Annotated in this window: 23 protein-coding genes and 1 pseudogene; 8 read left to right on the top strand and 16 right to left on the bottom strand. The window is 54.9% G+C overall.

Annotated elements, in window-relative coordinates; translation table 11 throughout:
- Nucleotides 1–132 precede the first annotated feature (132 nt).
- The 4 genes from bcp to ACY1JZ_RS24620 form a co-directional block, all read right to left on the bottom strand.
- Nucleotides 133–603, bottom strand: coding sequence for a thioredoxin-dependent thiol peroxidase (gene bcp, locus ACY1JZ_RS24635; protein WP_462631403.1), 471 nt, complete (start codon nt 601–603; stop codon nt 133–135).
- An 80-nt stretch (nt 604–683) separates the two neighbouring features.
- Nucleotides 684–1475, bottom strand: a complete 792-nt coding sequence (locus ACY1JZ_RS24630) for an ABC transporter permease (protein WP_462631379.1) — start codon at nt 1473–1475, stop codon at nt 684–686.
- 4 nt (nt 1476–1479) lie between these two features.
- Nucleotides 1480–2274 (bottom strand): ABC transporter permease, encoded by a 795-nt coding sequence (locus ACY1JZ_RS24625; RefSeq protein ID WP_270169131.1) that lies wholly within the window; start codon nt 2272–2274, stop codon nt 1480–1482.
- Nucleotides 2271–3278 carry an ABC transporter ATP-binding protein gene (locus ACY1JZ_RS24620; RefSeq protein ID WP_270169129.1) on the bottom strand — a complete coding sequence of 336 codons (1008 nt, stop codon included), beginning with the start codon at nt 3276–3278 and terminating at the stop codon, nt 2271–2273. Before ACY1JZ_RS24620 ends, ACY1JZ_RS24625 begins: the two co-directional genes overlap by 4 nt.
- 459 nt (nt 3279–3737) lie before the next feature.
- Here ACY1JZ_RS24620 and ACY1JZ_RS24615 point away from each other — a divergent pair, with 459 nt between their 5' ends.
- From ACY1JZ_RS24615 to ACY1JZ_RS24605, 3 genes are all read left to right on the top strand, one after another.
- Nucleotides 3738–4889, top strand: coding sequence for an LCP family protein (locus tag ACY1JZ_RS24615; protein WP_270169127.1), 1152 nt, complete (start codon nt 3738–3740; stop codon nt 4887–4889).
- 205 nt (nt 4890–5094) lie between these two features.
- Nucleotides 5095–6423, top strand: coding sequence for a glutamate-1-semialdehyde 2,1-aminomutase (locus ACY1JZ_RS24610; RefSeq protein WP_462631376.1), 1329 nt, complete (start codon nt 5095–5097; stop codon nt 6421–6423).
- Nucleotides 6420–7379 (top strand): acetylxylan esterase, encoded by a 960-nt coding sequence (locus ACY1JZ_RS24605; protein WP_462631375.1) that lies wholly within the window; start codon nt 6420–6422, stop codon nt 7377–7379. Before ACY1JZ_RS24610 ends, ACY1JZ_RS24605 begins: the two co-directional genes overlap by 4 nt.
- 567 nt (nt 7380–7946) lie before the next feature.
- Here the strand turns inward: ACY1JZ_RS24605 and ACY1JZ_RS24600 are convergent.
- Genes ACY1JZ_RS24600 through ACY1JZ_RS24580 form a run of 5 tightly spaced genes read right to left on the bottom strand, consistent with a single transcriptional unit; the run spans nt 7947 to nt 12420 of the window.
- Nucleotides 7947–9020 carry an ABC transporter substrate-binding protein gene (locus tag ACY1JZ_RS24600; protein WP_462631373.1) on the bottom strand — a complete coding sequence of 358 codons (1074 nt, stop codon included), beginning with the start codon at nt 9018–9020 and terminating at the stop codon, nt 7947–7949.
- Complete coding sequence (locus ACY1JZ_RS24595) at nt 9017–9823, bottom strand: ABC transporter permease (protein ID WP_270169121.1); 807 nt, start codon at nt 9821–9823, stop codon at nt 9017–9019. Before ACY1JZ_RS24595 ends, ACY1JZ_RS24600 begins: the two co-directional genes overlap by 4 nt.
- Entirely contained in the window at nt 9820–10626 is an 807-nt protein-coding gene (locus tag ACY1JZ_RS24590) for an ABC transporter permease (RefSeq protein WP_270169120.1), read from the bottom strand. The genes ACY1JZ_RS24595 and ACY1JZ_RS24590 overlap by 4 nt, the downstream gene beginning before the upstream one ends.
- Entirely contained in the window at nt 10623–11732 is a 1110-nt protein-coding gene (locus tag ACY1JZ_RS24585; RefSeq protein WP_270169119.1) for an ABC transporter ATP-binding protein, read from the bottom strand. Before ACY1JZ_RS24585 ends, ACY1JZ_RS24590 begins: the two co-directional genes overlap by 4 nt.
- Nucleotides 11733–11751: 19 nt before the next feature.
- Nucleotides 11752–12420, bottom strand: coding sequence for a fumarylacetoacetate hydrolase family protein (locus ACY1JZ_RS24580; protein ID WP_462631370.1), 669 nt, complete (start codon nt 12418–12420; stop codon nt 11752–11754).
- Between the two features lie 201 nt (nt 12421–12621).
- Between ACY1JZ_RS24580 and ACY1JZ_RS24575 the strand changes: the two genes are divergently transcribed.
- Nucleotides 12622–12837: a hypothetical protein gene (locus ACY1JZ_RS24575; RefSeq protein ID WP_462631369.1), complete on the top strand. Its 216-nt coding sequence runs from the start codon at nt 12622–12624 to the stop codon at nt 12835–12837.
- A 36-nt stretch (nt 12838–12873) separates the two neighbouring features.
- Here ACY1JZ_RS24575 and ACY1JZ_RS24570 read toward each other — a convergent pair whose 3' ends face one another.
- Genes ACY1JZ_RS24570 through sigY form a run of 5 tightly spaced genes read right to left on the bottom strand, consistent with a single transcriptional unit; the run spans nt 12874 to nt 15680 of the window.
- Nucleotides 12874–13698, bottom strand: coding sequence for an ABC transporter permease subunit (locus ACY1JZ_RS24570; RefSeq protein WP_270169116.1), 825 nt, complete (start codon nt 13696–13698; stop codon nt 12874–12876).
- The gene (locus ACY1JZ_RS24565; RefSeq protein ID WP_462631367.1) at nt 13688–14596 is read right to left on the bottom strand and encodes an ABC transporter ATP-binding protein; all 909 of its coding nucleotides are present in this window, start codon (nt 14594–14596) and stop codon (nt 13688–13690) included. Before ACY1JZ_RS24565 ends, ACY1JZ_RS24570 begins: the two co-directional genes overlap by 11 nt.
- A complete protein-coding gene (locus tag ACY1JZ_RS24560; RefSeq protein WP_462631365.1) occupies nt 14593–14787 on the bottom strand; it encodes a sigma-Y antisigma factor component in 195 nt (64 codons plus the stop codon). Before ACY1JZ_RS24560 ends, ACY1JZ_RS24565 begins: the two co-directional genes overlap by 4 nt.
- Nucleotides 14777–15160 carry a DUF5345 family protein gene (locus ACY1JZ_RS24555; RefSeq protein ID WP_462631363.1) on the bottom strand — a complete coding sequence of 128 codons (384 nt, stop codon included), beginning with the start codon at nt 15158–15160 and terminating at the stop codon, nt 14777–14779. Before ACY1JZ_RS24555 ends, ACY1JZ_RS24560 begins: the two co-directional genes overlap by 11 nt.
- Nucleotides 15147–15680, bottom strand: a complete 534-nt coding sequence (gene sigY / locus ACY1JZ_RS24550; protein ID WP_462631361.1) for an RNA polymerase sigma factor SigY — start codon at nt 15678–15680, stop codon at nt 15147–15149. Before sigY ends, ACY1JZ_RS24555 begins: the two co-directional genes overlap by 14 nt.
- A 333-nt stretch (nt 15681–16013) precedes the next feature.
- Between sigY and ACY1JZ_RS24545 the strand changes: the two are divergent.
- Nucleotides 16014–16919, top strand: a pseudogene (locus tag ACY1JZ_RS24545) (endo-1,4-beta-xylanase); the annotation flags it as partial.
- Nucleotides 16896–17414: a hypothetical protein gene (locus ACY1JZ_RS24540; protein ID WP_462631401.1), complete on the top strand. Its 519-nt coding sequence runs from the start codon at nt 16896–16898 to the stop codon at nt 17412–17414. The pseudogene ACY1JZ_RS24545 and the gene ACY1JZ_RS24540, both read left to right, overlap by 24 nt.
- Nucleotides 17415–17598: 184 nt before the next feature.
- Here the strand turns inward: ACY1JZ_RS24540 and ACY1JZ_RS24535 are convergent, their stop codons facing one another.
- Nucleotides 17599–18387, bottom strand: coding sequence for a nucleotidyltransferase domain-containing protein (locus ACY1JZ_RS24535; RefSeq protein WP_462631359.1), 789 nt, complete (start codon nt 18385–18387; stop codon nt 17599–17601).
- A 184-nt stretch (nt 18388–18571) separates the two neighbouring features.
- Between ACY1JZ_RS24535 and ACY1JZ_RS24530 the strand changes: the two genes are divergently transcribed.
- Both ACY1JZ_RS24530 and ACY1JZ_RS24525 read left to right on the top strand, forming a co-directional pair.
- Nucleotides 18572–19912, top strand: coding sequence for a helix-turn-helix transcriptional regulator (locus tag ACY1JZ_RS24530; RefSeq protein ID WP_462631357.1), 1341 nt, complete (start codon nt 18572–18574; stop codon nt 19910–19912).
- Nucleotides 19887–20738 (top strand): WYL domain-containing protein, encoded by an 852-nt coding sequence (locus tag ACY1JZ_RS24525; RefSeq protein ID WP_462631355.1) that lies wholly within the window; start codon nt 19887–19889, stop codon nt 20736–20738. Before ACY1JZ_RS24530 ends, ACY1JZ_RS24525 begins: the two co-directional genes overlap by 26 nt.
- Here ACY1JZ_RS24525 and ACY1JZ_RS24520 read toward each other — a convergent pair.
- Nucleotides 20735–21892, bottom strand: coding sequence for an acyltransferase (locus tag ACY1JZ_RS24520; RefSeq protein WP_462631354.1), 1158 nt, complete (start codon nt 21890–21892; stop codon nt 20735–20737). The two genes, ACY1JZ_RS24525 and ACY1JZ_RS24520, sit on opposite strands and share 4 nt — an antisense overlap.
- Nucleotides 21893–21928: the final 36 nt, after the last annotated feature.

Raw genomic sequence — 21928 nt, 5'->3', positions numbered from 1 at the left:
TAATCGGTAGATAGCAATCTTACAGTCGGTGCAGACTTCATATGAGAACAGGGGTAATCCTGATTCACAACTCAAAAAGCCTGGCAACTACGGAATCTCTCCCGTTAGCCGCCAGGCTGAATACTGCTAGGTTTACATGGCCTGCAATGCTTCCAGCACCTGCTCGATATGCCCCTTCAGCCGTACATTGCGCCATTCGCGCACCAGCTTGCCATCCTCATCAATCAGGAACGTGGAACGAACGATGCCCATGTATTCCTTACCGTACATTTTTTTGAGCTGCCATACGCCATACGCCTCACAAGCGGTATGCTCCGTATCGGCCAGCAGCACGAACGGCAGGCTGTACTTCTCAATAAATTTCACATGAGACTTCACATCGTCCGCACTCACTCCGATGACGACCGCCCCGCTGCCCTCTATGTCGCCATAGGCGTCGCGGAAGGCGCAGGATTGCTGCGAGCAGGTCGGCGTATTATCCTTTGGATAAAAATACAAAATAACTCTCTTGCCGCGAAAATCGCTCAGCGCCACCTCTTGTCCGCTTGAGGACGGCAGCCTGATCTCTGGCACCGTCTCCCCAGCCTTCAGTTCATTGCCCATATCTGCTTCCTCCCATTCGTTCAATTGGTAACCTTCCTGTGCGGGCAACCCGTTGTATTGCTCGCCACTCCCTCGCTTCCCTACGATCCCGCGCCGCGGTATCGCTTCACGCCATGGTTCCAGAACAGCAGCGCCCCGCCTGCGAACACGAGTCCAATGACCGGCGTCAGCAGTGCCAGCGAGCTCTCATGCCCGCTGCCCGGCTGCAGGAAATAAGACGCGGGATAGACACCGACAAAGGCGAACGGAATCAGCCATGTCAGAATGAATCGAATCACCTTGTTATAGATGCCCACAGGGTAGCGTCCATAGTTCTGAATATTATACATCAGCGGCACAATTCCTGTCGGAGAGTCCGAATAAAATGACAGCGCCGTAATTGAAATATAGATCCCTGCGTAGACCAGCACAGAACCAAGCACCAGCAGCGCCAGCATCAGCACATCGACAAGACCGAAGGTCAAGCCAAGCTGTGCCCCGGCAATCCACATAATAGCTGCGCCCACCAGCGAGCCGATAACGGAGGGCGGGTCCATATTTTCCAGCAGAATCTGTCCGAGATTATGGGCGGGACGAGTCAGCACGCGATCCATCTCCCCTTTGACAATATACCGCTCGCTGAAGTTCCACAGATTGAAGAAGGTGGTAAAGATGCCGTAAGGAATCATAAAATAGCCGTACACAAACACAACCTCCGCCTGCGACCAGCCCCCCAGCGACTGCGTATGCTGAAACACGATCAGGATAAAGATCAGATTCATCCCCTGGAACAGCAGGTCAGACAGCACCTCAATCCAGAAATCCGCACGGTAGGTGAGACGGGTTTTGGCGTAGTTTTTAAAGTATTCCCAAAATAATTGTGTATAGAACATGTTCTTATCCTCCCTGCACGAACAGACGGTTCCGCGCTCTTCTCCAGATCCACCAGATCGGAAGCAGCAGCGCTACAAACCACAGCGCCTGCAATCCCAGCACCTGAAGCGCCTGGCTTCCCTCCGTGCGTCCGGTGAATACGGAGCTTGGCAGATAGGTAATCGCCTGGAACGGCAGCCATTTCATCACGGCCTCTAACCAACCCGGAAAGAAAGTAACCGGCACAATGACGCCCGAGAACAGATCGACCATAACCCGCTTCATCCGCATCATGCCCTCATTATTTTCCACATAGAAGGCGAATAGCCCGGTCAGCATATTAATCTGCGTATTAATGAGAAAGCTGAACGCCAGCATCACCAGATAGACCAGCCAGGTCGTTGCGCTCGTCGGCAGTGTCACCGGAAAGATCAGGCAGACGACGATCATCCCCGGCACCATGAATAGCAGCAGTCGGAACAGCCCTTCTCCAAAACCCTGCATCATCTTGACCAGCAGATAGGAATAAGGACGGATGAACTGGATCGCCACACTGCCATCCCGAATCTCATTAGCAATCTCCCGATCGAGATTGTTGAAGTAGAATGCCCGCGACATCCATGAGACAGCCACATAGGTCGTCATCTGCGCGACCGTGAAGCCGCCAAGCGTCTCCTGATCCCCGAAGATCGCCAGCCATAAGAAGTAATATGCGCCAATGTTAATGGCATAAATAACAATACCACTATAATAATTCACTCGATAAGCCAGCATCGTCAAAAATCGAATGCGAATGATGTCCAGATAAGCGCTGTTCATGATGAAGACACCTTCTCCGACTGATAGATCTCCCTGACGATCTCATCTGTATTCGTCTCCAGAATTTTAATGTCGCGAATCTCTGCAGCGCCCACGACCCGAGCCAGCGCATCCGACACATTGACGGCGTGCGGCAGCCACATTTTGGCGGTCAGCCCGTTCTCGACCTTCCATTGCACGTTGAGTCCCGATGTCCACGACTCCAGTTGTCCGGTCGTCACACTATGAGCGAATTGGAAGTGAATCTCTCTCCCCTTGCTCCAGTTCGACTTGAGCCGCTCCAGGCTGCCGTCATAAATAATCGACCCATCATCCAGCATAATGACACGCGAGCACAGCGCCTCAATATCCTGCAGATCATGCGTGGTCAGCAAAATTGTCGTGCCGTATTGTTTGTTCAATCCCATCAGGAAATCCCGAATTTCCGTCTTCACCAGGATGTCCAGCCCGATCGTCGGCTCATCCAAAAACAGGATCGACGGATTATGCAGCAGCGACGCCACCAGCTCGCAGCGCATCCGCTGCCCCAGACTGAGCTTGCGCACCGGTCGGTTCAACAGCTCGCCAAGCTGCAGCCGCTCTACCAATTCATCCAGCCGCTTGCGGAAGTCAGCCTCCGGTACACGGTATACCTTGCGCAGTAGCTGAAATGATTCAATCACGCCGATGTCCCACCATAGCTGACTGCGCTGCCCGAATACGACCCCGATATTTTTCACGAACTTCTCCCGTTCCTTATGGGGGATGTAACCCCCAACCTCAACCTTGCCGGAGGTCGGCACCAGGATGCCGGTCAGCATCTTGATCGTAGTGGACTTGCCTGCTCCATTCTCCCCGATATAGCCGCATATCTCTCCTTGCGGAATCTGGAAGCTGATCTGCTTGACCGCCTCCACCTCCGTATATTCCCTTCTTAATAGATCCTTCAGCGCTCCGCCTAAGCCTTCGCGGTTTTTCTGCACGTTGAATTTCTTCTGCAGCTTGTGCACATCAATTGCCAACATAAAAGCTCTCTGCTCCCTTCGCTTCGACATTTCCCGGGAAATTGTGTTATAGTTTGAAATAATAGAAAATGACTTGCTTAGACACCTCTTTGCAATTTATAATTCTATGATGGTATGCTGTCTTACTCAAGGAGCAAGCTTAGTCCATAGGGTAACGCAAGCAGCTATCCAGGCATCCGGGCAGGGATCGCTCACAACCATCTATAAGCTTAGTCTGCGACGGTTATAATTTCAAGTATCAACCTTGGCGGATTGGTTTATGTGGGCATGGAGCTGGATATGAACGGTACTGGAGGGCAAGGCTTAATGAACAATTCTCTGCCGGTTCACGTCTACTTCATATAGGCCATGCATTGCAAGAGCGCAGCAAGGGAGCGTTAGGATGTCCCATTGATCTGAATTGTTATAGCTGAGCCTCGTTTTGAATTCAAGAATATACGGATGGGTGATGAAACGAAGATGTCTGCTAATCATGGTAAGAAAATGAAGAAACCTTGGAAGATGGCACTCTATGGTGTGTTGATCGCACTGGGGCTAGTCGCTGGATTTGTGGCTTACCAGGGCTTGGGCATCTACAATGCGCTGGATAATTTTCAGAAGCCGCAGGGCGAATCCCGATTTGAACAGTTCACACAACAAACCTCATATACCGAGCCGCCCAAGTGGGAAGGCACGGAACGGGTCAATATTGTGCTGCTGGGTGGAGATGGCCGGGAGGAGAATAGCAACGGCATCGCCCGCTCCGACTCCATCCTGATTGCATCGATTGATCCTGTGTCGAAGAAGGCACATCTATTCTCCGTGCTGCGCGACACCTATGTTGATATTCCAGGGTACGGCAAGCAGCGGATCAACACCGCCATTACACTTGGCGGCCCGACACTGGCGATGAAGACGATCGGCAACCTGCTCGGACTCGATATTCAATATTACGTTTATGCCGAATTCGAAGGCTTCAAATCGCTGATTGACGCGATGGGCGGCATTGACTTTGAAGTCGAGAAGAACATGCATTACACGGACAAAGCCGACGGCCATCGATATGACATCGATCTCAAAAAAGGCTGGCAGCACCTCGATGGCGACAAGGCGCTCCAATATGTGCGCTTCCGCCACGATGCCATGTCCGACTTCACACGTACAGAGCGTCAGCGCAATTTTATGGAGGCTGTAGCGAAGGAGCTTCAATCCACATGGAATCTGCTGCGAATGAAGGAAATATTGGAGAGTGTACAAGACTATATCGAGACGAACCTGACGGTTCAGGATATGCTCAAGCTCGGACAACTGGGACTGAACCTGCAGATGGCTGGCTCTGCACAGGTGCCGCCGATGGACTTGCTCTACGATCTGAAGGTTGGCGGCGCATCCGTACTCGGCGTGCGCGACCAAGCGAAGGTGCTCGCTTACGTTCAGGAGCAACTAAGCAAGGATACCCGAGCCGAGGAGGCAGCCGCCAAGGCTGAGCAAGACGGCTCTGCCACCGACGGCGGAGCAGGCAGTCCGGCTTCCGGCTCAGCCGAACAGAGCGGGACAACAGACCCGAGCACCACAGGTGCTACGGGCACCGCGCCTGACAGCAACTCGTCAGCAGCCAAGCCGCGGTCATAGTTACACGACGCACCCGAAGTGATCTAAAGAGGATCAGGGAGGGTGCGTTTTTGTGTCATGCATGAGAGGCATCTCCCGCGCATCACCGGGCTCTCTATTAACAATCCGCGATAAAGTTGTTAGAATGAAGGCAGACTTCCGCCTTGCGGCGGTTCGGCTTATGGCTGTAACTACATGGCCTTAAAGATTAGGAGGATTAATATTCATGACACTCAATCCACGCAATCATTCCGCGCTTCTGTATAAGGAGGCGCTGGAGCATATCGTCGGCGGGGTCAACAGTCCGTCCCGCTCCTTCAAGGCCGTCGGCGGCGGCGCTCCGGTATTTATGAATCGTGCCAGCGGCGCTCACTTCTGGGATGTCGATGGCAATCGTTATATTGACTATCTGGCGGCATTCGGCCCGATCATTACCGGTCACGCCCATCCGCATGTGACGGATGCGATCGTTCGCGCAGCTCAGAATGGCACCCTGTATGGAACACCGACCGAGCTGGAGATTACGCTTGCGCGCATGATCAAGCAAGCGATTCCTTCTCTGGACAAGGTGCGCTTCGTCAATTCCGGCACGGAGGCCGTGATGACCACCATCCGTGTTGCCCGCGCCTACACGAAGCGGAGCAAGATTATTAAGTTTGCTGGTTGTTATCATGGCCATTCAGATCTCGTTCTCGTCGCCGCAGGCTCTGGCCCGTCTACACTCGGTATCCCTGACAGTGCGGGCGTGCCAAGCAGCATCGCCAGCGAGGTCATTACCGTCCCTTATAATGATCCAGATAGCCTGAAGGCCGCTCTGGAGCGCTGGGGCGATGAGGTAGCCGCGGTGATGATCGAGCCGATCGTAGGCAACTTCGGCATGGTCATGCCAAGGCCAGGCTTTCTGGAGACCTTGTGCCAGCTCACTCGCGAAGCAGGGGCACTCGTCATCTATGACGAGGTGATCAGCGCATTCCGCTTCCATTACGGCGGCTCGCAGACGTATGCAGCGTTAGACAACCATGCCGCTATCGAGCCGGATCTGACCGCACTGGGCAAAATTATCGGAGGCGGCCTGCCGATCGGCGCCTATGGCGGACGCAAGGAGATTATGGAGCAGGTCGCTCCTCTGGGCCCCGCCTACCAGGCTGGCACCATGGCTGGCAATCCGGCGTCCATCTCGGCGGGCATCGCCTGTCTGGAGGTATTGCAGGCTCCTGGTGTGTACCAGCAGATGGAGCAGCAGGCGATTCAACTGACCGAGGGACTGTTGCAGGCAGCCCAGCGCCATGGCATTGGCCTGACGGTCAACCGGATTAGCGGAGCGTTCTCGACTCATTTCTGCCAGCATCCGGTCACGAATTACGATGAAGCCCAGGATACAGACGGCGAGCAGTTCGCCCGCTTCTTCCGCCTGATGCTCGATCAGGGCATCTATCTGGCTCCCTCCAAGTATGAAGCCTGGTTCCTGACCACGGCGCATACCGATGAAGATATAGCGGCCACCCTCACTGCTGCTGAGGCTGCCTTCGCTCAGATGGGGAGGCAGGGCGAATGAATGCGATCAGCAGGCGCATTCAGGAGCTGCATGCTATCCGGCCTGTCACCAAGCCACCGGATGATCTGGAGCAGTATTGGGCAGCCGCTACCCGCGAAGCGACAGGCAGCGGCTACCGTGCAGAGCGAAGCCCGGAGCCGACTCTGATGGGCATGCAGTTGCATCATGTCGTCTATGAGGGCTTCGCCGATACACCTATCCACGGCAGGCTGATGCTCCCGCTTCATGCCTCTGCCGAAGCGCCCGTGCCCTGTCTGATCGCCTTTCCAGGCTACCATGGCGGTCCGATCTCTCCGGAGCTGTCGGCTTACTGGATCAGCCTGGGGATCGGCGTGCTCGCGGTAGATGTCCGCGGCCAAGGCGGAGAGAGCGGCAACCGGCTCGGCAGCAGCTTCGGCATGACGATGGGCTGGATCACTGAGGGCATCCTCGACCGGGAGCGGACGTACTATCGCGCGGTTGCAATCGATGCCCTGCGTGCAGCCGATTGGCTGCTTCGACAGCCTGAGGTAGACACAGCAAGGGTCGGTACCTTTGGCGCCAGCCAGGGCGGTGGACTGTCGCTGCTCGTATCTGCGCTCGATGCGCGGATCAGCCTGACCATAGCTGACATTCCGAATTTGTGCCATCTCGACTACGGACTATTTCATTCCACAAGCTCCCTGACCGAACTGCAGCAGTTTCTCCGTCTCTATCCGCAGCATCTGGAGACGGTACTGCGCCATCTGAACGATGTGGATATGGTGCATCTGGCTCCCAGACTGCATGCCCCGCTCCTCATGTCGGTGGGCTTGAAGGATACAATCTGCATGCCGGAGCAGATCTTCCCGGTCTACCACGCGGCCTCATCCGCCGAGAAGCATCTGGAGATCTACCCGTTCACCGGACATGCCGTAGAGGCAGCACAACGCCAGAGAGCCATGGACTTCGCCGTCCGCCATTGGCTGGAGAGCTAGGCTGCCTGAACGTTAATGTACCAGGGCGTGTGTTCTAACCCGCGCAAGGGCATCATTCACCGCCGTATTGCCCCGTGCTGCGTTGCATGCTCTTGTCGTACCCCCGGTACGCCTGCGAGAATGCGCCTTGCCCGGAACGAGAATTCGGCGAAATCTGCTCCCCTCGGAGCTTGAAGACACAGCCGAGATGAACTGCTGAGACTGCTTGGAAATGCTGAGACTATTGAGAATGCCTGTCAGCCATACCTCAAGTCGCGAAGAAGGGAGCCTTCTGCCCATGTGCATGAAGACTCCCTTTCTTAATGTCCAACAGGAGTAGACACATGTCCTGCAAATGGTGGACATAGCCCACCCCTACGCTCTCGGCGCAGCATACCACCACATGTAGACTTAGCAGCACCTGCTCCTTCAACATATAGAATCCACACGACAGCCGTTCCAGCACTGCAAGTGTCCACTATTTGAAAGACAAATCCCCACCAATTGTCCACCTACACAGGACATCATCCGAATAGGGCAGCTATGTCCCAATTGTCCACCTACACAGGATGCAACCAAGTAGAGCCGCTATTTCCGATGCATCTTGAACTCCAGGAACAGCTCATTATAATGCGCCAGCATCGGACGCCCCAGATTTTCATATACCTCCAGCTTCGAGGTCAGCTCTGCATCTGGATAGAAACGTTCATCCTCTCTGATCTCCTCTGGCAGCAGTGCAAGAGCAGCCGCATTAGGCGTTGAATAGCCGACATATTCGGTATTTTGCGCACCCACCTCCGGGTCCAGCATGAAATTAATAAATCGATGTGCGCCCTCAATATTAGTCGCGGTCTTCGGTATGACCATATTGTCGAACCACAGATTCGTGCCTTCCTCCGGCACCACGAACTCCAGCTTCTCATTATCACTCATAATCTCCGAAGCATCACCCGACCAGACGACGCCGATCGCCGCTTCCTCACCGGCAAGCAGCATCTTGATCTCATCGCCTACGATAGCTTTCACATTCGGGGTGAGCTTATTCAGTCGATCCAGCGCTTCGCGCAGATGCCCCTCATTCGTATCATTCAGCGAGTAGCCGAGCGAATTCAGACTCATCCCGATCACCTCGCGCGCACCGTCGACCAGCAGGATCTGATTGCGCAGCCCTTCATCCCACAGGTCGGCCCAGCTCGTAATCTCCTTGTTGCCCAGCAGCTCCGGGTTGTAGACCAAGCCGACCGTTCCCCAGAAATATGGAACCGAGTAGGCATTGCCCGGGTCAAAGGGCAGATCCATGAAGCGCTTGTCGATATTCGCCAGATTCGGCAGCTTGCGATGATCAAGCGGCAGCAGCAGCCCCTCCTCCTTCATCTTGCTGATCGCATATTCCGAAGGAATACTCACATCATAGGAGGTACCGCCCTGTTCAATCTTGGTCATCATCGCCTCATTGGAATCAAAGGTCTGATAGATCACCTTGATACCCGTCTCCTGCTCGAACCGTGCGATCAGCTCCGGGTCAATATAATCGCCCCAGTTGTAGATGGTCAGCGTATCACTGCCCTTGAACCCTTGGGAGGCATTGAGCCAGGAGGTCATATACATCAGCACAGCCGTCAACAGGATGACGCCTGCCAGCATTCGCAGCAGTTGCTTCATGGTGCCACCTCCGCATTAGTCGGCTTGTTGCCTGATTTCTGGCTAATGAAGTAATAGCCGACGACGAGCAGCGCTGTGAACAAGAACAGCAGAGTCGACAGCGCATTAATCGACAGCGACACCCCGTGGCGCGCGCGGGAGTAGATCTCCACCGACAGCGTAGAGAAGCCGTTGCCTGTGACGAAGAAGGTGACCGCGAAATCATCCAGCGAGTAGGTGAAGGCCATGAAAAATCCGGCGAAGATGCCCGGCTTGATGAAGGGCAGCGTCACCTTCGTCAGCACCTGCCAGCGGCTCGCGCCCAGATCGCGGGCAGCGTCAATCAGTGTCGGGCTCATCTCCTCCAGCTTCGGCAGCACCATGAGCACGACGATCGGCACGCTGAAGGCCACATGCGAGATCAGGACGGAGCTGAAGCCGAGCTGCACGCCGGCCATCGTGAACAGAATCAGAAACGAAGCGCCGATGATGACATCCGGGCTGACGATCAGCACATTATTAAGCGAGAGCAGCGCCTGCTTGCTCCGAAGCTGTCTTACATGACGGATCGCCAGCGCGCCGACAATGCCGAGCACCGTAGAGATGAGCGAAGCAAGCAGTGCGATGACGAGCGTATTGAGCACAATAATGAGCAGCCGCGTATCTGAGAACACCTCGCCGTACCACTCCAGAGAGAAGCTCTCGAACTCCCGCATCGTTCCGCCGCTATTGAACGAATAATACGTCAGGTACATAATGGGGCTGTACAGCACGATGAACACCGCTACCAGATAGAGCCGGCCCCAGTTAAGTTGTCGTTTCATTTGGCCCCCCTCGTCTTCCGTCCTCCGGTAACGACCATAATCAACACCATCATCAGAATCAGGAAGACCGCGATCGTCGCCCCCATCCCCCAGTCCTGTGTCACAAGAAAATGCTGCTCAATCGCCGTCCCCAATGTAATGACCCGATTGCCCGCGATGAGGCGGGTAATCATAAACAGCGACAAGGCCGGGATGAAGACCACCTGACAGCCCGCCTTGACGCCTCCGAGCGTAAGCGGGAGGATGACACGGCGGAAGGTTGTCCAGGCCGAAGCGCCCAAGTCGCGCGATGCATCCAGCAGTGACGGCGGCAGCTCCTCCAGCGCATTATAGATGGGCAGCACCATGAACGGTATAAAGATATAGACCGATACAAAGATAAAGCTGAAATCGGTGAACAAAATCTGCCGGGTACCGATACCGATCAGCTCCAGCAGGCCGTTAGCCAGCCCGTAGGTTCCAAACAGGCCGATAAAGGCATAGGCCTTGAGCAGCAGATTAATCCAGCTCGGCAGGATGATCAGCAGCAGCCATAGCTGCTTGTGCTTCGTCCTCGTAATGAGATACGCGGTCGGATATGCAATCACGAGCGACCACAGGGTGACCAGCAGCGCGTACCAGAACGAATTGAGCGTCATCTTCATATAGACCGGAGTAAAAAACCGCGCATAGTTCCCCAGTGTCAGCTTGCCCTCTACATCAAACAGCGAATAGTAGCCGATCAGAGCGATCGGAGCCACGACGAATAACACAATCCACAGCACATAAGGGACTAGATAAATATTGCGCGCTCTCGTCATCATGCTCTCCCGTCCTCTTGCAGCGCATAGCCCTCCAAGCGTCTGTCGAACTCCTCCTCCGACTCGCCGAACCGCATGACATGGATCGCCTCCGGGTCAAAGTCGAGTCCGGTTACCGTATGTACCTCAGCCTTGCGGGTCGAATGCACCATCCAGCGGTTGCCGGCATGATCCGAGCCGATAATCTCATAGTGAACGCCGCGGAATAGCTGAGAATCGACGGTAATCTTCAGCTTGCCCCGCTCAGGCGGCACCATCTCCAGATCCTCTGGGCGAATGACGATCTCGACCGGCTCGTCCGGGCGCAGCCCCTTGTCCACACACTCAAACGGCTGCCCGGCGAACTCTACCAGGCAGTCACGCAGCATCTTGCCGGGCACAATATTTGATTCTCCGATGAAATCCGCCACAAAGCGGTTGATGGGCTCATCATAGATGTCCGTCGGTGTGCCGCTCTGCTGGATCGTTCCCTCGTTCAACACGAAGATCTCGTCCGACATCGCCAGCGCCTCCTCCTGATCATGCGTGACGAAGATAAAGGTAATCCCCAGACGCCGCTGCAGCTCGCGCAGCTCCACCTGCATCTCGGTCCGCAGCTTCAGATCGAGCGCCGACAGCGGCTCATCCAGCAGCAGAATCTCCGGCTCGTTGACGATCGCGCGGGCAATCGCTACCCGCTGCCGCTGCCCGCCGGACATCTCGGATATTTCCCGCGATTCGTAGCCTGCCAGATTGACGAAGCGCAGCGCCTCCGTCACCTTCTGCTTAATCTGATCCTTTTGCATTTTTTTGATCCGCAAGCCGAAGGCTACATTCTCAAATACATTCAGATGCGGGAACAGGGCATAATCCTGAAATACCGTGTTCACTTGCCGCTTCTCCGCAGGCACCCGGTTAATCAGCTCGCCATTGAACAAGATATTGCCCTCCGATGGCTCCATAAAACCGGCAATCAGACGTAAAATCGTCGTCTTGCCGCAGCCGGAAGGGCCCAGCAGCGTATAGAACTGCCCGCGCTTGATCTCGAAGCTAACCTCCTTCAGAACAGGAGGCTCCTGCTCATAGCGCTTGGTCACCTTCTCGAAGCGAATGATGCTCTCCTCTGTCATCGCCATCCTCCTCTATCCTTCATGCTTCGATTGCGAACCGGCAATGTCCCCGCCGTTCATCGCCCCAGAACAGCGCCATCTCATCCTGATCCTGAATGGCTCCGACCCCCGCCGGAGTTCCTGTGAAGATCACATCGCCTGCACCTAATCCGTAATGCTGTCCGATATGATCCACCAGTGTCTGCAGATCGAAGATCATGTCTGCGATATGCCCGCGCTGCCGCTCAATTCCATTCACCTGCAACGAGAATTCCGCCTTGGCCAGCTCATCCGGCCCATCGATCCGCTCAAATGCCGTCATGGGCGCCGAGCCCTTGAAGCCCTTCGCCTTCAACCATGGATGCTGCTTGCGCTTCAAGTCATCCTGCAGCTCGCGCAGCGTCAGATCAAGCCCCAGGGCGAAGCCCGTCACCAGCTCCTGTGCCTTCATGCCCGCTTCATATTCACGGCCGATGGCAATGACCAGCTCAGCTTCATAATGCACCGCGCCATATCGTCCCGGCAAGGCGATCGTCTGCCCGTTCATAGGCGCCGCGGCTCTGGGCGGCTTCATGAATAGCATCGGGCTGTCCGGCACCTCATTGCCCAGCTCCGCGGCATGCAGCTTGTAATTGCGACCTACACAATATAGGGAGCCCAACTGTAGGCCGGGCCATATCGTCTGTATCGTCTGTATCGATAATGTCATGTCTCCATATCCTCCTTGCGATAGTATTCTCTTCTTGTCCTGCTTCTTACCCTTACTCGAATTATAGCATTAAGAGCGCCAGGATAAATCCCCATGGCGCTCTTGTTTGTGTCACATCACGTCTTTTATTGTTAAATTTCACCTCTGAATTTGTTAAAATAGAGGAAAGTGTCGAGATTAGTTGGAAGGAGTACCTGACCTATGGCCATACAATACCGATTGACTACCGATGCGCAGCTGCAGGAGGCAGTCGAGGAGCAACTGCGGGTGCGCGTGTTCAAGGATGATCTGCTCATTGAATCAAGCGCACTGCTCATCCGCTACGATGACAGCTTGATCGTCACCCAGTCGGGAGTGAGCGATCTTAGCTATCACCAGCGGGATGAATGCGAGCTATTTGCATTGAAGCGGAGGTAAGGATATTGCAGCAGAGGAGCGGTCGCTTCTCTGCTGCTAATGCACCTGACGCTCGAACAGCACATCGCGGTCATTCATGCGGGCAATGAGCAGCAGGAGCACTACATTGATAACGAGCAGCACAGCACCCAGCAGCGCCAGCAGCAGTGGGCTGAGCACAACTGCGCCCGATGATTGTCCGACGATCAGCCCGATGATCGGCAGCACGATGATGCCAGCCACCTGCTGTCCCTCCTGAAAGCTGCGAACGCGCGCAGAGACAAGTACGCTGCAGAGGATAGCCGTGATGGTGAACACCGGAATGACCCATAACATAATTAGCAGCCACTTGGCTCCAACCAGCATCAGGCTGCCGAACATCGGATACACGATCAAGTTGACCGAGATGCTACAGAGGACAAAGCTGCACAGCGCGGAACCATAAGCGGGAATAAAGGCGGCGAGCAGCTTGGCCAGAAACAGCTCCTTCACTTCGATCGGCGCGAATAGCAGGCTCTCCAGCGTGCGCCGCTCCTTCTCGCTGATGAAGCTGTTGACCGCAATCATCATCGCGTTAATAACCGGGATCAGCATGAAGATAGGAATGAACATATAGTTCAGCATGTAGTCAATGAATTGATGATTCAATGTAGACAGCGACCCGCCAGACAGCTCCACTCCCTGAAGCTGCTTCAGCAGCTCATTGAGTCTGCCTCCGCTCAGTGTGCTGATGTCCATCCATCGGCCGGCCGCAGCCATCGCTGTGGGAAATATAACCCCAAGCAGCAGCGGCAGGATCACCAGGCCGAGCCACACCTTGCTGGTGCGCCAGATGGAGGTCATATCCTTCACAGCTATCGCCCGAACAACTCTATTGTTCATTATAGGTTCGCCTCACTTCGAAATAGATAGACTCCAGGCTGCGGTTGACGATCTGAACTGAATGCACCCAGGTATAGGACAATAGCAGCCGCAGCAGCTCAGGGATCTGATCCCGTCCCGGAAGCGTCAGCTCAAGCCGTCCGTCCCCCACTGCCCTTGGGCGGTAGGCTGACGGCAATCGTGCATCATTTGACGTTGCGCCCGTCTCCACATGAAGCACCACGCTCGCTGCGTACTTTCCTTCAAGCTCTGCCAGGTTTCCTTGCTCGATGATGCGCCCCTGCTCCAGGAACAGATAGGAATCACATACATTCTCCAATTGGTGCAGCACATGCGAGCAGAGGATCGTTGTTGTCCCCTCTTCGCGGTTCATCTGCTCCAGGTAGGTCAGAATCTCCCGAATCCCGTCCGGGTCAAGCCCATTGGTCGGCTCATCCAAGAACAGCAGCCGTGGTCGATGCAGCAGCGCCTTGGCAATCGCCAGACGCTTCTTCATCCCGGTGCTGAATCCCCCGATTCGCCTGTCCTTCGCTTCGGTCAGCCCGACTTGACGGAGCAGGCTGCCGATGCGTTCCCGTTCCTTCTCTACGCCGTAGATGCGGGCGAAGAACCGGAGATTCTCCTCCGCTGTCATATCCGGGTACAAGCCAGCACTCTCGGTCACGACACCGCTCATCTGTCGGATGGCATTGCCTTGCAGCCTCGCATCCTTCCCATCCACCGATATAGAACCGCCATCTTGCGAGATCACCCCTTGAATGAGCCGCACTATCGTCGTCTTCCCTGCCCCGTTAGGTCCGAGCAGCCCGACGATCTCTCCCTGCGGGACGGTAAAGGATACCCGGTCAATAATAGTTTTGCCACCCAGTGATTTGCTTACTTCCTCTAGCCGAATCATGCCTTCCTCCCCTTCCGCTTGACGAAATAGAGATAGATGAGCAGATAGGTCGGGAACTGAACCAGGCCAAGCAGTCCCCACAGCCATTTGTTATGGCCTCTGCGCTCTGCATCCCGAAACATCCAGCTTCCCTGCAGCAGCAATATGGTAACGACCGTGACAATCACGAGCGCGTTCAGCTCAGTCCCCATCCCTCTTCCCCTCCCTCTTCCTAAGCTCGGTATATATCAACACCGGTGCTAAGGCCAGCCCTGCAACCTGCACCCAGATCAGGTAACGCGCATCCTCCGCCAGCGCAGTAGCCAGCCCGCCGAGCAAAACAGCCGCAACCAGCAAAAAGAACAGCCATTCCCTTCTTCGCTTGCGGCGCAGCCGCTGTCCATTCTCGGCGACCTGCGCCTCGAACCAGCTCAGCTCTGTCGGGACGGGAGGCAGCCAACTGTCCATACGCTCCATATCCGACTGGAGCTGCCGAATCCGTTGCTCCTCCTCTACCCCAGTTACCGCTTCTGGCAAGTCGCCGCTCCTGTGCGGTGTGCCGCTCTTCGCATTATCCTTGCTCATCGTCCGTCAGCTCCTTTCGCAATGCCAGTATTCCATTGGATACCCTGGATTTGACGGTTCCGGCCGGAATGTCCAGCATACGCCCAATTTCCTCATAGGTATAACCATAATAATGCTTGAGTACAATCGGGATGCGAATCCCCTCCGGCATCTGCGCGAGCGCATCGAGCAGATGCGGCCATTCATCTCCGTGCGCCTGAGCTTGCCAGCGCATACGACGCAGCGCCTGCTGCTGCTGCTCCTGCCATGCCTGCTCTCGCTTGCGACGGCGCAGATAATCGATATACAGGCGCGTGCCGATCGTAATGAGCCAGGAGGAGAACTTCGAGCTTCCATTATATAGCCCGATCTTCTCCATCGCCTTCAGCATCGTCTCCTGGGCCAGATCCTCAGCTAACTGCGGATGCATCGTCACTTTGCGTAGATAGCTAACCAGCCGTGTATAATGATCGCGGAACAGCAGCGACAATGACAGCGAATCGCCGCGCTGGGCGGCCTTGATTAGCTCGTGTTCTTCCATCCTTCCCATCCCCATATCTCTGCGAAGCGCAGCCCATTAGATTGATCTTCTGATTGACTCTACATGAATGATTACGTTCAGCGTACCCCAATCGTTCACTTCTCCCTTGGAAGGAACCGATATTTTTAAAGAAAATCTATAGTTTTTATAGTAGGACAAAATGACATTTATTATTATAATATGAAATGAAAGCGATTTTAACAGAAGTGGAAGGAGGGAGCTTGAAGGGATAGGGAGAAGACGAGAGGCCCACTGACATAACCAGGATAGAAAGGGCTGATTTACATGAAACGACAAAAAAACAGATATGTCATTTGGTTCACTGTATTAGCAATGCTCTGCTCCGTGCTCACCTTTGCCTCTCCACAATCCGCCTACGCGGGCTTGGCAACGGGCAATAAATTTCTGGGGAATATTATCGCAGGCAGTGTCCCCTCCAACTTCGGAACGTATTGGAATCAGGTGACGCCTGAGAATTCCACCAAATGGGGTGCTGTAGAGGGCACACGGAATGTGATGAACTGGGGACAAGCCGACATGGCTTACAACTATGCTCGCAACAACGGTATGCCATTCAAGTTCCATACGCTCATCTGGGGCAGCCAGGAGCCTAACTGGGTAAAAGGACTGTCGGCGGCCGATCAACGGGCTGAGGTGCTGCAGTGGATGCAGGCTGCTGCCCAGCGTTACGGACAATCGGAATATATCGACGTCGTTAACGAGCCGCTGCACGCCAAACCATCCTTCCGCAATGCGATCGGTGGAGACGGTGCGACTGGCTGGGACTGGGTCATCTGGTCTTTCCAACAAGCTCGAGCCTTATTCCCGAACTCCAAGCTGCTGATTAATGAGTACGGAATTATTAGCGACCCGAACAAGGCACAGCAATACATTCAGATTATTAACCTGCTCAAGGCCAGAGGTCTGGTCGATGGCATCGGCATCCAGGCTCACCATTTCAATATGAACAATGTATCGGTCAGTACGATGAATTCGGTATTGAACGCACTGGGTGCAACGGGTCTGCCGATCTACGTATCCGAGCTGGATATGACGGGCAACGACTCCCAACAACTGGCTCGTTACCAACAGAAATTCCCTGTCCTGTGGGAGCATCCTTCGGTAAAAGGCATTACGCTGTGGGGCTATATCGAGAATCAGACCTGGGAGCCAGGAACTCACCTGATTACAAGCTCTGGCGCCGAGCGTCCTGCGATGCAATGGCTGCGTCAATACTTGACAGGCAATAGCGGTAACCCCGGCAATCCTGGTAGTGGCGGCACCACGCTTGCAACCTTCGAGTCCGGCACTGAAGGCTGGAGCGGTGGCACGATTGTAGGTGGGCCATGGTCCACAACCGCATGGAGCTCGCAGGGTACCCGTTCCCTGCAAGCAGATATTACGATGTCGTCTGGAAGCGGGCACTATCTGTACAAGAGCGGCAACACTAGCTTCAGCGGCAACACGAAGCTGAAAGCGACGGTCAAGGGCGCTTCCTGGGGTAACTATGGCTCAGGCCTTGGCGTAAAGCTGTATGTGAAGCATGGCAGCAGCTATGCCTGGAAGGATAGCGGCTGGGCGACGATCGGCGCGGGCGGACAGATTAATCTGACGCTTGACCTTGCAGGAGTTGATGTAGCCAACATTAAGGAGTACGGCGTACAGTTCATCGGCGCCTCCAACTCATCCGGCACAACGGCTGTCTATGTAGATAATGTTACATTGGGCAACTAACTGAAATTGCACTGGAGCTGATATGCTAGCGCATTCGGCAGTGGCAAGCGATGCTTGCCTGCTGAGTGCTGCCGCTAATGCTCAACTATACGCCTAATAGAGAGGGGGCCTGGCGCACCTCTCTATTAGGCGTGCCCTACAGCTCGCTCAAGGTGTCTTTCTATAACGTCTCTAATTGAAGCTGCTACGTCCACATGGCCTGGATGGTCTCCTGGAACAACGTATCGAGCTGCTCATCCGCCTGGACTGGCGAGCCGCTCATATCACCAGCAAGCTGCGCGTAATGACGGAGCTTCTCCTCAATATAGACATGAATCGGCTCAATGCGCGCCCCCTGACTCAGCTCCTCGCCTGCGAGCTTGCGCTGCAGGAGCTGATCAAGCGCAAGCCTCAGCTCGCTGCCTCGATCCACCAAGGCCTCGCATAGCTCGCCAAAGTCAAGCGGAGGCAACGTTCCGTTACGCTCCATCCACCCGCAAGCCAGCAGCGGGCGCAGCACGTAGAAATACTTTTTGAGCCTCACCTGATCGCCTCGCAGATAATCACGGAAATTCCCCTGTGCCATATGCAAGTAATGATACATCGCCGCCCTCGGAGAGAATATCTGCTCAGACAGCATGCGCAGCCGCTCCGCACATCCTCCCACCTCAACATAGCGAATCGGCGATTGCAGCCACTCCATCAATGGTGGATTGCTCTTGCGGAAGAGCAGCAACGCCTTGCGCAGGTCCCACCCATTTATATCCAGAAGATCATCGATCGGACGCTCGATAACATCCCGGCGTTCAAAGATCGACAAATAGCTCCTCACCGGTCTAATATAGAGAAAACGGACATCGTAATCACTGTCCTGCGACGGGAAGCCCCAGGCACGGCTGCCGGATTCACAGGCGTAGACGATGCGTACTTGCTCCTCCTGTTCAATTTGCCGCAGCGCCGCTTGAATGCGTGCTTCGATCGTAGTTGCAGACATGGAACCCACTCCTCTTTCTTGATGATCGTCGTTGCTTCTATCATCGTCTGGCTGTGACCATTTGAACAGGGTGCAAGTATAGCGATGTATTTGGTCTTGACTGCAACCTGTATGCTGCGACCATCGTCCTTACTATACATCTTCCCAGTAGCTTCATGTCCATACATCTATAAGGAGGCGCTTCATGGCTAAGGAAAGCTTTGATAAGGAGATTCAGTTCCTGCGGCTGCTGGCCTTGACCGGCGGGGCCTACAACAGGCAGCAATATGCGCAGCGGCTCGGCATCTCCGTACATACATTTGACAAGACGCTGCGGCGGCTCAAGGATATCGTTCAGACCATCCATAGCCCGCAGGAGCTGCCCGGACAGCCAGGACGGGACCTGGCGGAGCAACTGCAATTCCGCTATTACGAATCGGCTGATCCGATCCTGCTGTTCCTGTTCCGTGCCCGGTCGCTCAAGGAATCGGAGAGCCATCGGCTGTCGTTGCTCGTTGCCGCACTGCAGGAGGCTCCGCTGACCGCCTTGGAGCTGCTGGAGCAATGCTGTGCCGAGCTTCCCGCCGAGCTGACCGCGCCGGATGAGAAGACGATCCGAACCGATCTGAAATATCTGGAGGAGGTCGGGGTCATACGCAAGACGGACAGCACGCGCCCCTATCGGTATGAGCTGGATCGACGGATCGTTACGAACCTGACGCCTGATGAGCAGCTTGATTTGTACGATTTCGTTGATATCATGGCGAACACGCAGATTCCATCCGTTCAGGGCTATCTGCTGCGCGAGAGCTTGAAGAAGGCGCTGCGCGCCCATGATGAGACCGCCCCCGGCTGGAATGAGACGCTCTGGTACAAGTACCATTACCACTCCCGTATTCTCGACGAGGCTCATCTTCCGATGGTCATCCTGGCGATCGAGCAGCGCAGGCGGCTTCGTTTTCTCTATTTTTCACCCAAGTCCGCCAAGAGCTACGCCTCGCAGAATACAAACCCGCTTTTCGAGCGGGAGAGCAAGGGATATCAGGAGATGGTACTGCCGCTCCGGGTTGTCTATGACCATCAATATGGACGCTGGTATCTGCTCGGCTTCAATGGCCGCCGCGGCATCATGAAGTTTCGGATGGAGGGACTGACCCAGATCGAGGAAGCCTCTCCCGTCACTGAAGAGTTCTTCGCGTACAAGCAGGCAGAGCTCGTGGAGAAGATGCGCTATAGCTGGCTGATCGACACAGGTGCGCCAGTGCGCGTTCGGGTGAGGTTTTTTAACCCGCTGCCTGAGCCCGGCGGACATAACTTCGTGAAGAACCGGGTGCTGCTGCAGGGACAATGGGGAACCATTACGGAGGAGGACGAGGACGGCTTCCTCTACGAAATTACCGTGAATGGCATCACTGAAATCAAGCCGTGGCTGCGCAGCTTCGGATCTAGCTGCGAGGTGCTGGAGCCGCGCGAGCTGCGCAATCAACTGATCGAGGAATGGAAGGAGCTGTATACCTACTATGAGTCTGTTCGAGAAGGTATTTAATTACCAGTTATTATCCCGCCTGGACGAGGCTGGCGCTTATACGATCACCTCGCAGGAGCGCTCATGGCTGAAATCGATGCTTGCCGACCCTGTCGCCGCAGGCGCCTTCGAAGCTGGAACATTGGCTAAGCTACAGACACTTCTGCAGCAGGAGCCGGACAATCACCTGCCGCTCCACATCATGGAGAAGGCCAAGAGCGCTCAGGGCGCGGTCTTCCATCCGCAGCTCCGAACGCTCCGCCATATCATTATGCGTCGCCAAGGGATCAGGATGATCTGCCGTCTGCGCGATGGACAGATGACAAGAGAGCAGCAGGGCTTCCCCTATAAGCTGGAATATTCCATGGTCAAGCGGGAATGGTCGCTGCTGTGGCTGCGTACCCGCGGGAGACGGTCGCTGATGGCGACCAGGCTGGATCATATCGTGTCGCTCCATGAGGTCCCCCTGCCCGCAGACCGTGCCGATCAATGGGCTGAGTGGATCACCCGCACCCTGCAACAGCGCAAGCAGCAGGCGGTGCTGGAGGTACCTCCCCTCTACAACCCGGAGCTATCCCGCATCCTGTATGCCTTCTCCTGCTTCGAGAAGACGGTAGATTACAATGCGGAGCATCGCACCTATCGCATCACCCTGCTGTTCCCAGGCAATGAGGCCGAATATGTACTCTCCAAAATCCGCTTCCTCGGGATGCGCGTGCGCGTCATTGAGGGCGATTATTTCAAGCGGCGGATGCTGGAGGCGGCCGCCAAGTCGCTGGCACGCTATGGACTCATTATGCCAGCGGCTGCCGAAGCCGCCTCCGCCGCCTCTGCCCCTGACAGTTAACCCGTCTGCGCCTTCGGCTTGCGTGCCGGAGAGTTGCCGAAGATCATCCAGGAGAACGGCACATACCTGATGACCAGGCTAACGACGATCCAGGACGGAATCAGCGCAAAGAAAAAGCCGCCTACATACCAGAGATGAATCAGCATCGAGTTGCCCGTTGTCGGTGGGAAATTGCGGTAGATCAAGTTAAAAAACGGGTGAATCAGATAGATGCCAAATGACAGCGCGCCGAGCTGACTAATCCACTTCACCAGCACCGGCGAGCAATGCCGGTAGACGAAGAAGGCAATCTGCAGCAATACGACGGTGCCCAGATACGTATGGGCATTCCAGAGAAATTCATACAGCGTGGTATTATAACTTGTCCCATAAATCCGGGATTGGTAATAGATGTTGACATGACTCAGCGCCGCTGTCAGCCAGGCTGCCCATAGCACCACCCAGAAGATGACGCGCGGGACGGTTGCATTCTCGCGACTGGCGATGATCCATTCCTTAATCTGCGGGAAGAAGCTGCCCAGGAATGCGCCCAGCATAAAGTACGACATGTACGAGAACATCCAGCTTCCCGGATACTTTACTTGCCAGTAGAACTTGTTCATGAAGACGAAGCCCCACTGAATCGCCAGCCCGATCGGCACACTCCACTTCAGCAGCGTCCTGCTGCTCTTGAGCAGCAGCAGTGCAATCGGGAAGAACAGATAGAACTGGCTGTTGATGAATACGAAATAGAGATGCGTCCAGGCCTTGCCCGTCAGCAGTTGAATGCCGAAATGCTGCAGCGTCTCGATGACGCCCAAGTCACGGTTATTCAGAATATACGAGATAATGTAATACATGACGGAGAACATGAAATACGGCACCAGAATATATTTGAGCCGCTTGCGATAGAAGCCGCCCACCAGCTCCTTGGTCATCGGACGCTCATAATAATTGTAGAACAGAACGAAGCTGCTCAGAAAAATAAACGAGGGCGTTCCGTATTTCATGAAGATATTGACGAAGTTGTAAGCGAAAAAATAGCCCGATTCCTTCATGTTCAATGTTGCAAATGACGTGGAATGGACGCACAGGACAGCAATAATGCAGAGTGCTCTAACAATCTGCAACTGCGGAATATTGTCTCTGCGCAGCGGTGTTGTGGCAGTACCCAAATTAGCTCGTCTCCTTGTTATAAATTCGGCTATCTA

The organism is Paenibacillus sp. J5, assembly GCF_054955055.1.
Note: the sequence above shows the minus strand (reverse complement) of the source record. Positions and strands in the feature narration are given on the sequence as shown.